At 70.3% G+C, this 11,780-nt stretch carries 9 protein-coding genes; 3 read left to right on the top strand and 6 right to left on the bottom strand.

What is annotated here, in order from left to right:
• The first annotated feature begins 11 nt into the window (after positions 1 to 11).
• A complete protein-coding gene (locus tag ACFYR3_RS22795) occupies positions 12 to 1,352 on the top strand; it encodes an amidase family protein (protein ID WP_355846957.1) in 1,341 nt (446 codons plus the stop codon).
• A gap of 136 nt (positions 1,353 to 1,488) precedes the next feature.
• Here ACFYR3_RS22795 and ACFYR3_RS22790 read toward each other — a convergent pair whose 3' ends face one another.
• Complete coding sequence (locus ACFYR3_RS22790) at positions 1,489 to 1,665, bottom strand: hypothetical protein (RefSeq protein WP_328552138.1); 177 nt, start codon at positions 1,663 to 1,665, stop codon at positions 1,489 to 1,491.
• A 529-nt stretch (positions 1,666 to 2,194) separates the two neighbouring features.
• Between ACFYR3_RS22790 and ACFYR3_RS22785 the strand changes: the two genes are divergently transcribed.
• Both ACFYR3_RS22785 and ACFYR3_RS22780 read left to right on the top strand, forming a co-directional pair.
• Positions 2,195 to 2,791: an HD domain-containing protein gene (locus tag ACFYR3_RS22785; protein WP_355846954.1), complete on the top strand. Its 597-nt coding sequence runs from the start codon at positions 2,195 to 2,197 to the stop codon at positions 2,789 to 2,791.
• A 456-nt stretch (positions 2,792 to 3,247) separates the two neighbouring features.
• Positions 3,248 to 4,075: an SDR family oxidoreductase gene (locus ACFYR3_RS22780; RefSeq protein WP_389284559.1), complete on the top strand. Its 828-nt coding sequence runs from the start codon at positions 3,248 to 3,250 to the stop codon at positions 4,073 to 4,075.
• Between the two features lie 156 nt (positions 4,076 to 4,231).
• On the opposite strand, the gene ACFYR3_RS22775 is transcribed toward ACFYR3_RS22780, so the two are convergent.
• The 5 genes from ACFYR3_RS22775 to ACFYR3_RS22755 all read right to left on the bottom strand — a co-directional run bounded on the left by ACFYR3_RS22775 (position 4,232) and on the right by ACFYR3_RS22755 (position 11,496).
• Positions 4,232 to 5,269 (bottom strand): hypothetical protein, encoded by a 1,038-nt coding sequence (locus ACFYR3_RS22775; protein WP_355846948.1) that lies wholly within the window; start codon positions 5,267 to 5,269, stop codon positions 4,232 to 4,234.
• A complete protein-coding gene (locus tag ACFYR3_RS22770) occupies positions 5,266 to 5,931 on the bottom strand; it encodes a hypothetical protein (protein ID WP_389284557.1) in 666 nt (221 codons plus the stop codon). The genes ACFYR3_RS22775 and ACFYR3_RS22770 overlap by 4 nt, the downstream gene beginning before the upstream one ends.
• Positions 5,932 to 6,056: 125 nt before the next feature.
• Positions 6,057 to 7,571 carry an SDR family NAD(P)-dependent oxidoreductase gene (locus ACFYR3_RS22765; RefSeq protein WP_355846942.1) on the bottom strand — a complete coding sequence of 505 codons (1,515 nt, stop codon included), beginning with the start codon at positions 7,569 to 7,571 and terminating at the stop codon, positions 6,057 to 6,059.
• A gap of 101 nt (positions 7,572 to 7,672) precedes the next feature.
• Positions 7,673 to 9,001: a wax ester/triacylglycerol synthase family O-acyltransferase gene (locus tag ACFYR3_RS22760; RefSeq protein WP_389284554.1), complete on the bottom strand. Its 1,329-nt coding sequence runs from the start codon at positions 8,999 to 9,001 to the stop codon at positions 7,673 to 7,675.
• A 155-nt stretch (positions 9,002 to 9,156) separates the two neighbouring features.
• Complete coding sequence (locus ACFYR3_RS22755; RefSeq protein ID WP_389284552.1) at positions 9,157 to 11,496, bottom strand: GH92 family glycosyl hydrolase; 2,340 nt, start codon at positions 11,494 to 11,496, stop codon at positions 9,157 to 9,159.
• Positions 11,497 to 11,780: the final 284 nt, after the last annotated feature.

Here is an 11,780-nt window from a genome sequence, read left to right as displayed (position 1 = left end):
GAGGAGCGCCCGTGACCACCTGGGCCGGCCGGACCGCCACCGAGATCGCCGCAGCCGTACGCGAGAAGAGGGTCACACCCCGCGAGGTGGTGGCCGAACACCTCGCGCGGATCGAACGCCTCGACGAGCGGGTCGGCGCCTTCCGCACGGTCCGTGCCGAGGCCGCCCTCGCGGAGGCCGACGAACTGGCCACCAGGGACCTTGGCCAACTCCCCCTCGCGGGCGTGCCGGTGGCGGTGAAGGACAACCTCGCGGTGCGCGGCGAGTCGAACCGCAACGGTTCCGCCGCGACCCCGGACACGCCCGCCGCCGAGGATCACGTCACCGTGGCCCGGCTGCGTGCGGCGGGCGCCATCGTGGTGGGCCTGACGAACGTGCCCGAGCTCTGCGTCTTCGGCACCACGGAGGGCGTGTACGGCAACGCCCGCAACCCCTGGGACCTGTCCCGCACGGCGGGCGGCTCCTCGGGCGGCAGCGCGGCGGCGGTCGCCGCCGGGATGGTGCCGATCGCGCTCGGCAACGACGGAATGGGGTCGCTGCGCATCCCCGCCGCCAACTGCGGTCTGGTCACCCTGAAGCCGGGCCACGGCGTGATCCCCGCCGGGATCGGTCACGGCGACTGGTTCGGGATGTCGGAGAACGGCCCGCTGGCCACGACGGTCGAGGACGCCCGGCTGATGTTCTCGCTCCTCGCGGACATCGAGCCGGCACCGCACACGGAGCCTGCCACCCGCAGAATCGCCGTGTCGGTACGCAGCCCCCTGGCCGGTATTCGCGTCACCCGGCCGTATACGAACGCGGCCCGGGAGGCCGCCGCCCTACTGGCCGAGGCGGGCCATCAGGTGCGGTCCGCGAACCCGCCGTACCCGCTCTGGCTGAGCACGACCTCACTCGCGCACTGGACGGCGGGCACAGCGGTGGACGCGGAGGATCTCGACCCGCGCAGACTGGCCCGGCGGACCCGGGTGCATGCCACGGTCGGACGCCGCTTCGTGACCGGCGTACGCAAGGGGGCGCGCCGCGAGCAGTTGCGCGGGCGCCTGGCGGTGTTCTTCGCGGAGCACGACGTGCTGCTCACCCCGGCGCTCGCCCGGCGCAGTCCCGCCGCCGTCGACTGGCACAAGCGGGGCTGGCTGCGCAATGTTCTGGCCAACACCAACTACTCGCCGATGACTCCGCCGTGGAACCTCACCGGCTGGCCCGCGATGTCGGTCCCGTTCGGGAAACTGCCGAACGGTGCCCCGTGTGCCGTCCAGCTCGTCGGCCTGCCCGGCTCCGAGGCGGCGCTGCTCGACGTGGCCGGACAGCTGGAAGTGCTGCACCCGTGGCGGCGTACCGCACCGCTCGGCTAGGGCCTGCCGTCCGGCTGGAGGCTGTCGTCACATGCCGAAGCCGCGGCCGGTCGTCGGCCGCGGCTTCTTCGGCTCGGCATGGGCGCCGGTCCGGCACACCCATGCCGTCGTCGATCGTGCCGGATCCTGGCGTCGGTCAGTCGACGCTGGGCAGGATGTGGGGCTCGGCGAGGTCGTCCTCGTAGCCCGCGAGGCGGATGGGGGCGGACCTGGCCCACACGTCCAGGCTTCCGAGCTTGGTGTCGGACCCACCGCCCAGGCGCTCCGTGTGTTCCTTGGGGCCCTGATCGAGATTCGTCTTCTCTGGTGTCACCGCGCACTCCTTATGTGTCGGGTCACCCTCGGGACGCTAGGGCCCGGTGCTCTCGGGTCGCCTGACGTCCGCTCGGGTTTGAGTCGAAGCAGTTAGGGACGCGGTGGCGCCGGTAACTCATGTGAGAGCAGGCCGTGGTGACCGGCTTGTCCCGGGACGGACCGTGGGTGTGGGTGGACCCCCAGTAAGGCTGCCCGTCGGCTACAGCGTAACCAAATGAGCATGCCCCCGCTCTATGGGGCTGAAAACTTGAGGTTACTGTCACACGTCATCCAGGACTCATCAGGCCCCGATCTGCGGCGATTTGAAACATGATGCCCTCTTCGCGACCACCCATTCGGCTCAATATCGCCCCTGGGCGGGCCGTCGGGACCGGCCACAGGTATGGCTGAAGTCACCGTGGACCGAAGGTCGTCGCACGCGTCCGGCACCGAAGACGGCACGCAGTTCAGTTCCCGTTGGCCGGTTCGCAAGGAGGCCATGATCTGCTGTCGCGCGGCAACGGCTTTTCTCGCGGGAGGACTGACGCATGGAGCTGCGCAGCGTCGAGGAGCTGATGGATCTACTGCACGCCTGCCGGGGCGCCTGGGACACCCCGGATCTCCCCCACTCTCGGCTTCGCTCGAGCGGGGGGACCCCCATTGGAGACCCCGTCGATCTGCACGACCACGCTCTGCAGACCGCCGCGCTGCTGCGCAGGGGCCATCCCAGCGACAAGGAACTCCAGGTCGCGGGCCTGGTGCACGACATCGGCCATCTGCTCAGGCCGGGGGACGACGCCGGGCACGCCGACCACGCGGCCGACGCGGTACGACCGCTGCTCGGCGAGCGGGTCGCCCGTCTCGTACGCCTGCACGTGGCGGCGAAGCGCTATCTGGCGACCACGTCGCCGGGCCGCGGGCTGTCACCGCAGAGCACGCTCACCCTGACCGCTCAGGGTGGCGCGATGACCCCGCGCGAGGCGGCCGCGTTCGAGCACGACCCGCTGGCCGAGGACGCGGTGACCCTGCGGCAGGCGGACGACGCCGGCAAGGTCGTCGGCCTGTACGCCGGGGTCATGGAGGACTGGCGCACAGTGCTGGAACTGGTGGCGGAACGTTCCTCGCGACTCGGGGCCGTGGACTAGGGCCCGTCTGCCGATTCGCGTCGGATCAGGCCGCGGCGTCCGGTGCCGTGCATCGCAAGGCGGAGGGTCGCCCTCGTACTGGGCGTACTCGGGCGTGCCCGACAACGCCGCGTGGGGGTCCCCCCTGCTCGAAGAGCTTGGGGGAGTGCGGCGCCAGGCGCCGCGGTCCCGGCGGGAACTGTCGGACAGGCCCTGGCGCCAACCGTGCCGGACCGCTCGCTACGGGCGCCACCGCCGAAACCGACGTCTCGCTCCGGAACGTCCGCAGCACGGCGGGGCGGCTTCCTCCGGCACGGACCACGGCACGAGACCATCCCCACCCCGCACGGACTCCGCACGGACTCCGCACGGGAGCGATTCCGCTCACCCCTCACCCGTCACGCCCGGCGGGCGGGCGGCAGCAGCGGTCGTCGCCGGGGTCTGTCGGCTGACGGTCCGTCATGAGACGGTACGCGGATGATGTCGCCGTACGGACTCGAGGGCAGGGCCGCCATTGTCACCGGGGCCTCGCGCGGGATCGGTCTCGCCGTCGCCGAGGCGCTCGCCGGAGCGGGTGCGCGGGTGTGTGTGACCGCGCGGGATCCGGACGCGGTACGAAGCGCCGCCGAGCGGGTCGGCGGCATCGGGCTCGCGGGCTCCGTCGCCGACGGGGCGCATCTGACGGAACTGACCGCGCTGACGCTCAGCACCTTCGGGCGCGTCGACATCGTGGTCAACAACGCGGCGACCAACCTGCCCTACGGCCCCCTGATGGACGCCGAACCGGAGCGCTGGCGCGAAGCGTTCGCCGTCAACGTCGAGGCGCCGCTGCGGCTGGTGCAGTGCGCCTGGCGGGCCTGGATGGGCGAGCACGGCGGGGCTGTGGTGAACGTCTGCACGGAGGGCGCCGGACACGTCGGGCCACAGGTCGGCGCGTACGGCACCAGCAAGGCCGCCCTGCTCCATCTGACTCAGCAGCTGGCCGGCGAGCTGGCCCCGAAAGTACGGGTCAACTCGGTCTCCCCCGGTCTTGTCCGCACCGAGATGGCCCGTTTCGTATGGGAGCACTCCGAGGACGAACTGGGCGCCGGACTCCCGCTCGGCCGTGTCGGACGACCCGAGGACATCGCCCGTGCCGTGACCTGGCTGGCGTCCGACGCGGCCGAGTGGATCACCGGGGCCGACCTGCTGGTCGACGGGGGAACGCGGGTGAGGGCGGCGTACCCGGGCTCCCCCGCGCACGCCGTCCACGAACGTCTGCGGGCACGGAAACCCGACGGTTGGGGTCCGCGCGCCGGCCGGTGATCCCGGACGCTCGGCCGGACGCACAGCACCTGGCACCGAACCGCCTCAGCGCTCACCACCTCGCCCGCCTTGCTCCGCCTCAGCTCCTCAAGACCTCGCCCACCTCGCCGCCTCAGCTCCTGCTCCTGCTCCTCAACACCTCGCCACGCCGGCGCCTCAGAAAATGTCCCCTTCGTCTATCCGGGCAGCGCGCAATTGCGCGCGGAATCGGCGGAATCGCTCGTCGCGGGCCGCTCGCAGCTCGTCCAGGGGCAGCCGGCAGCCCAGTTCCGCCAGCAGCTCGAGGAAGCGGGGATCGGAGTCGACACCGAGCGCCGACTCCGATCCGAAGCGGATCTCCCTGGAGGCGAAGCGCCGCGTCATGTCGAGGCTCGCGTGATAGGCCCGATAGGGACGGGTCCGCGAGGAGAACTGCAGGTTCTCGGGGTATTCCGTGCCGTCGAGGTTGTAGGTGAGGAACATGCCCCCGTCGAACATCTCGCACCGGAAGAACGGCAGGTCACGGTGCAGATACACATGGGTCGGGAGCGACGAGCGCAGGTCGTGCAGGGCGGTGAGCGAGATGAAGATCTGCCGTTGAAGGGCCTCGATACCCTGGTCGACGGTGGGCAGTGGCCTTCTGCCGTGGTGTTCGCGCTGGCGCATGATCACGTGGGCCCGAAGGCTGTCCTCGGCCCGCGGATCGAGAAGGCAGAGCCTGATCTGGTCGAGTCGGCGAAAGGCGCGCTTCTGACTGCCCAGAGCAAGGCGAAAGGTCGCGAACTCGGCCGCCGAACCCTTGCTGTCGTAGCGCGTGGACGTGACGAGGAGCGCCTCGAACGCCTCGCGGAAGGCCACCTTCGGCACATCGGCCGACTCGAAGACCTCGCTCGGCAAAGAGACTTCGAAGCGCTCCTGGAACTGGGAATGCGCTACGTCGATCGCATAACCGGCGAGTTCCTGGGCTTGCAGCCGCTGCCGCACGGGATCCAGGAACAGCGAAACCATGACATAGACGAGAACCGACGCGATGACGGATTCACCGATCGCCGCCAGGGCAGTCGAGAGATCCTTGTCCAGATCGAAGAAGACCCCCCATAAAATGAGCAGAACCCCCACCACGGTGGAGGCCAGCATCACAACAACGGCCCAGAGCCGCGCGTACTTTGCGAATATTCGAACGCCGTCCATGCCGCCGGAAGCGGAACTGGTCATGCGGCCAGCCTTTCTGCCACCCGTTCCATGAGATTCGCGACGCCGTCGGAATCGAGCAGACCGACCGCGGCCGATGTGTCGCGCTCGGCCGCGGGGACGACGACGGTACTGGTCCTGAGATCCCGTCCTTGCAGCACAGCCGTGACAACGGGGTACGTGCCATCGGGGTCGGCGCGGTGAAGGACACGGTGGTCGAGCGTGTACGACTCACCCGCGACCCGCCGGGTGCGGGCGGTCTCCCGCAGGCGCCCCACCCCGTCGGGCGTATAGCGGTACTCCCCCGACGACGGACGCTGCGCCAGCTCGAAGACCGGCGTCGAACCCGCGCCGCGTTCGAGAACGAACTGCGACTCCAGCAATCCGCCCCACACGATGTACGAAGAGAAGTCCCACCGGTGGTCATGAACGTCGGACTGCGCCACGGGACCGTCCCAGAGGTGAAGCCGGAGGGCCCATGAATCAGCGCCCGGAGAAAGCAGCTTTATTTTGTAGAAGCCGTTCGGGTGCCGATAACAAAGCGTTCCGGAAAGAAGCGTCCTGTCCTTTAACGCTGCCATGAGGTGCTCGCGCAGCCAGCCGTTCTCGCACACTGTCACGATGATCTTTTCCGGATCCTGCGAGCGGGACATGGCGTCATCGATGAACGCGAACAACTCGGTCATGGCGCCATGCTACTCGGCGACCCTGAAGCGTCGTCAGAAAACCGAGGGTGGCGGGATTGCCTGTCGCGCACAAGGGCGCACGAGGGGAGCACCTGGTTCGCGCGTGCTCCCCTCCCGTCCCCCGCTCACCACTTGCCGGGCGCGTAGTCCTTCATGAAGACGCCGTACAGGTCCTCGCCCAGCTCACCGCGGACGATCGGGTCGTAGACGCGGGCCGCGCCGTCGACGAGGTCGAGGGGGGCGTGGAAGCCCTCGTCGGCCAGGCGCAGCTTGTCGTAGTGCGGGCGCTCGTCGGTGATCCAGCCGGTGTCGACCGAGGTCATCAGGATGCCGTCGGTCTGGAACATCTCCTGGGCGCTCGTGCGGGTCACCATGTTCATGGCGGCCTTCGCCGCGTTCGTGTTCGGGTGTCCCGCGCCCTTGTAGCCGCGGCCGAACACACCCTCCATCGCCGAGACGTTGACGATGTAGGCGCGCCCCGCCGGCGCCTTGCGGGCGGCCTCGGCCATCTGCGGCCGCAGCGCGCTGATCAGGATGAACGGTGCCGTGTAGTTGCACAGCTGGGTCTCCAGCAGTTCCACGGGGGAGATCTGCTCGATGGTCTGCACCCAGGTGTTGCTGTCGACGACGTCGGGGACCAGACCGCCCGCGTCGATGGCGGTGCCGTCGCGGTGGCGGACCACACTGGCGTTGCCGGCGACCAGGGCGAGATCGGCCACCTTCTGCGCGTCCAGCCCCGAGACGCCGACGGGCAGCGCGGTCAGTCCGTCGACCGCGCCGGAGTTGAAGGCGCCGATGACGCGGCTCGCGGGCAGTTCGCCGGCCGGCAGCGGGGCGCTCTCGCCCTCGACGAGCGCGGCGTAGGCGGAGGGCAGCCGGCGCACGGTCTGGGTCGCGTTGTTGATCAGGATGTCGAGCGGGCCCTGCCCGGCGACCTGGTCGGCCAACGCCACGGCCTGGGCCGGGTCGCGCAGGTCGATGCCGACGACCTCCAGGCGGTGCATCCAGTCCGCCGAGTCGTCCATGGCCTTGAAGCGGCGGATGGCGTCCTTCGGGAAGCGGGTGGTGATGGTGGTGTGCGCACCGTCACGCAGCAGGCGCAGCGCGATGTACATGCCGATCTTGGCGCGGCCGCCGGTGAGCAGCGCCCGCTTGCCGGTGAGGTCGGTGCGGGCGTCGCGCCGGTCGCGGTTCAGGGCGGCGCAGTCCTGGCAGAGCTGGTGGTAGAAGTAGTCGACCTCGACGTACCTCGTCTTGCAGGTGTAGCAGGAGCGCGGGCGCTGGAGTATCCCCGCGATCTTGCCCTCCTCCGTCACCGACGACGGCAGGATGCCCTCGGTCTCGTCGTCGATGCGCTGGGCGGAGCCGGTCGCGGTGGACTCGGTGACCTGCTTGTCGTGGGCCGTCTTGGCCGCGCGGCGCTCCTGGCGACGGCGCTGCTTCACGGTCCGGTAGACGCCCGCGGTGGCGCGTCGCACGGCGATCGCGTCGGGGTGGTCGACGTCGATCTTCTCCAGTTCGTCGAGCACGCTCAGGCAGACGGCCAGTCGCTCGGGGTCGATACCGGGACCGAACGCGACGGCCGCCACATCTGTCGTGTCCACGGCGGGGGTCGCCCGGCCGTCCTCTGTCACCGTCATCGCTGCTGCCGTTCCTCGGGTTGTGCGCCGCGTTCGAACCGCGCTCGCTTTCGAAGGCGGAATTTTACGGACCAATCGGCGCGGCACCAAACCCGTGATGATCAAGGCGTGCAGGCGGTGATCAGTGCGCGCACCTCCTCGGTCAGGGAACGGGCCAGCAGATCGAGGTCCGGCACGGCCTCCGCGTCGGCCACGAGCCCGTAGTGGACGCTCCCCCGGTAGGTCGAGACGGCCACCGCGAGGGCCTGGCCACGGGCCAGCGGGGCGAACGGGTAGACCTCGGTGAGCGGGCAGCCGCCGAGCTTCAGGCCGAGACTGGGCAGCGGCACGCTGGTGACGAGGATGTCGAACAGCAACCGGGCGGCCTGGCCCACGACCGGACCGCCGAGCCGGTGCCCGAGCGGCGGAACATGGTCGGCGAGCAGCGCGACGGCGCCGGCGCCCCGGTTGGGTCCGGCGTCCTTGTTCCGGTCCATCGCCGTCCGTACGGCACGCAGCCTGCCGAGCGGGTCCGGGTCGTCGACGGGAAGCCGTATCAGGTAGCCGGAGAGCCGGTTGCCCTGTGGGTGCGCGGTACGCGGCCGGCGCCGGGAGACGGGGATCAGGGCGCGTGGGGAGACGCCCTCGCTGCCGTCCCCGCGTTCGTCGAGCCAGCGGCGCAGGGCGCCGGCGACGACGGCGATCAGGACGTCGTTGACGGTGCCGCCGACGGTCTTGCGGACGACGTGCACCTCGTCGAGGTCGATGATCACACCGGCGGTGCGCCGGGTGCCGGTCGGCTCGGAGGTGAGGGCGGGCGAGGACCGCACGCCGAGTGTGGCGCGGGCCACCGAGGTGCCGATGTCGAGGGCGCGACCCATGTCGGAGAGCGTGCCGCGGACCAGGCCGGGCAGCTTGCGGACGTCCGGGAAGAGCCCCCGGGGCGGCTCCGCGGGGCGCGGGCGGGGTTCCGGCAGGTCCATCGGGTCCATGATGGCGGCGGCGAGCATGAGCGCCCTGAGCCCGTCGGCGAGCGCGTGGTGGAACTTGAAGAGCACCGCGAAGGACACGCCGTCCTCGCCGGGCAGCACGTGCGCCTCCCACGGCGGCCGGCCGCGCTCCAGCGGGCGTTCCATCAGCCGACCGGCCTCGGAGTGGAAGTCGGCGGTCGGCTTGTGCAGCAGGACGTGGTCCAGCGGCTCGAAGTCGGGTGCGGGCTCGCGGGCCGCACCGCCGAAGGCGAGGGGTGCCAGCGGCTGCCACACGTCACGGATGCGCATGCGCAGCCCGGGGACGGCGGCGGCGCGGGCCGCGAGCAGGTCCGCGGCATGCGCGCCGGCGGTGGGCGAATGCGCGGCGAAGACACCGAGGGCGCCGAGGTGCATCGGGTGCCGGTCGGACTCGATGTTCCAGAACGCCAGGTCGAGTGGTGCGAGGAGGTCGGAGATCAAAGGCTTGCTCTCGCGTCGACGACGGGTGAACTTGCAGTCAAACCCGGACTGGTGATTACGGTCAAGTACGATCAAGTTACGCACAGTTAACAGCGGATTAAGTCCCGCCCCTCGGAGGAGGGACGGGACTCGCTCACCTCATGTCACGCCGGGCGTCATTTCAGGACCGGGGGTGCCGCGGAGGCCGCCGTTCCCCACTGGGACGGCTCCGCGCCGACCGTGAAACGGATCGCGTGGATGCGCCGCAGGGTGTGGGTCGTCAGATACGTACGACCGTACGACGATCCGTCCACGTGAGCCGACTGGATGTACCGATCGGTGTCCGACGTGCCGGGCGCCGTGACGGTCAGCGCCCCGAGCGGGTAGTAGCGCCGGTCGAGCGTGAGGTCGACCCGCTCGAAGACGGGCGTGGACAGACCCCAGGTGTCGTAGCCGGGCTGCACCGGGAAGATGCCGATGGAGGACAGGACGTTCCAGGCGGACATCGTGCCGAGGTCGTCGTTGCCGGTCATCCCGGTCGGCGCGTCCGTGAACAGGGTCAGCGCCGCGTGCACGACGTCGGTCGTCTTCCACGGCTGGCCGGTCGACAGGTAGGTGTACGGGGCGATCAGGTCGGGCTCGTTCTGCGGGTTGTACTTGTCCGCGTTGTAGTACGCGTACGGGCCGTTGACCCACACCTCGCGGGCGGTCTTCGCGGGGTCCCGCAGCAACTGCCCGTAGGCGAAGAACGAGTCGAGCCGGTCGTTCGCGGCCTGCTTGCCGCCGATCATGCCGATCATGCCCGGCAGGTCCTGCGGCACGAGCCACTGGTACTGCCAGGCCGTGCCCTCGTGGAAGCCGACGCTCTGCGCCGGGTCGACGGGGCCGGTGAAGGCCCCGGTGGCGTCCCGGGCGCGGAAGAAGCCGGTCGAGGGGTCGTGGATCGCGCGGTAGTTCTGGGACCGCGCCAGATAGCGTGCCGCGTCCTCGTCGTGGCCCAGCTCCCGTGCCATCTCGCCGAGCACGGCGTCCGACAGGGCGTACTCCAGGGTCACGGAGGCGCCGTGGTCGTAGTCCGAGTCGCCGGGCTTCGCGTGCGGGCGGCCCTTGATGTAGGGGGCGAAGCCGTTCGCGATGTACTCCCTGTTGGCCTCGCGGCCCACCGCCGGCGAGTCGGCGGACGGCACGCCGTCGGCGTTCTTCTTCAGAGCGCGGTAGGCCCGCTCAGCGTATCCGCCGGCCCCCTTGAGCAGACCCTGCTGGTAGGCGTTGGTGAGGAACGGGGTGACCGGGTCACCGGTCATGATGTTCGTCTCGGCCATGCCGTAGCCCCACTTGGGGAGCCAGCCGCTCTCCTCGTCGATCTTGATCACGGAGATCGCCATGTCGCGCGCCTCACGCGGGGCGAGCAGGGCGAGCAGCTGCGACTGGGTGCGGTAGGTGTCCCACAGCGACCAGTTCTGGTAGTACGTGAATCCCTTGGCCCGGTGGATCCGCTGGTCCCAGCCGGTGTAGCGGCCGTCGGCGTCACTGCCGATGTTGGGCGCGAGGAAGGAACGGTAGAGCGACGAGTAGAAGGTGCGGCGCAGGGCGTCGGTGCCGCCCTGCGCGCGTACGTCGCCGAGCCGGTCCTCCCAGGCGCGGCGGGCGGCCTCGCGGACCTCGTCGAAGGAACGGCCGCCCTCGGAGCGGAGATTGACGGCCGCGCCGCGGGCGTCCACGTACGAGAGTGCGGTGGTCGCCTCGACCGTGCGGTCCTCGGTGGTGTCGAAGCGCACGAAGGCCCCGGTGCGCCCGGTGGTGCCGGCCGCCACCCTGGCGCCGGTGACGGTGTCGCCGTTCCAGGTGCCCGCGGTGGTGAACGGCCGGTCGAAGCGGGTGATCGTGTACACCGTGTACGGCTTGGTGGCCTGGCAGAAGCCGCTGCCGGTGATCGCCGTGCGGACGGTCCGGTTGTCCAGGATCTCGACCTTCGTCGAGACCGTCCGGTGCAGCGACTGGCCCGCGTTCAGCAGCACGTTGGCCTTGTCGGTGGCCGGGAACGTGTAGCGCTGCACCCCGGTGCGCGCGGTGGCCGTCAGTTCGGCCTCGATCCCGCTCTTGAGGTCCGCCCGGTAGAAGCCGGGGTGCGCCTCCTCGGTGTCGTGGCCGAACTCCGCCGCGTACTGCGCGTCGTCCGTCCGGGTGACGTCCCCCGTCGTGGGCAGCACGGGAAGGTCGCCGCCGAGGCCGCAGCCGACGCCGGAGAGGTGAACGAGGGAGAAGCCGCGGACGTGGTTCTGGGAGTGGTCGTAGCCGGTGTTGTGGCCGGTGTCCGGCGAGAACTGCACCATGCCGAAGGGCACGGCGGCGCCGGGATAGGTGTTGCCCTCGTTCTCCGTTCCGATGAACGGGTTGACCAGATCGGTGAGTCGGCCGTCGCGCGGCTCGGCGGCGTGTGCGGTGGGCAGGGCGAACAGCGCGGAGGCTGTCACCAGCCCGGCCGTGCACAGGCGCAGGCGCCGGGTCCATCTCATGCGGGAGACCTCCGGTGGGTGATCGACAACGTTGTCCTCATGCATGGTCGGGGCGGGAGACCGGCTTTCCGGGCAACCGGAGGGGATCCCGCCGGACGCGTCGCGTCCGGGCACGGCACGTCCGATACCGCCGCAGCCGATGACATCGTTGTCAGCGCTGTACAACGTTGTCATCCACGGCAGTTGGCATGACAACACGGGATTCCACCCACTGTCCAGGGACATGACAAACGCCATGACGAACGGCCCCGGAGTCGCCCTGCCCGATGGGCCGGGTCTCCGAG

The sequence above is a fragment of the Streptomyces sp. NPDC005784 genome (assembly GCF_042871525.1).
In the GTDB taxonomy this organism is placed as follows: domain Bacteria; phylum Actinomycetota; class Actinomycetes; order Streptomycetales; family Streptomycetaceae; genus Streptomyces.
The sequence above is the reverse complement of the archived record's forward strand: the minus strand, read 5'-3'. Positions and strand labels throughout refer to the sequence as shown.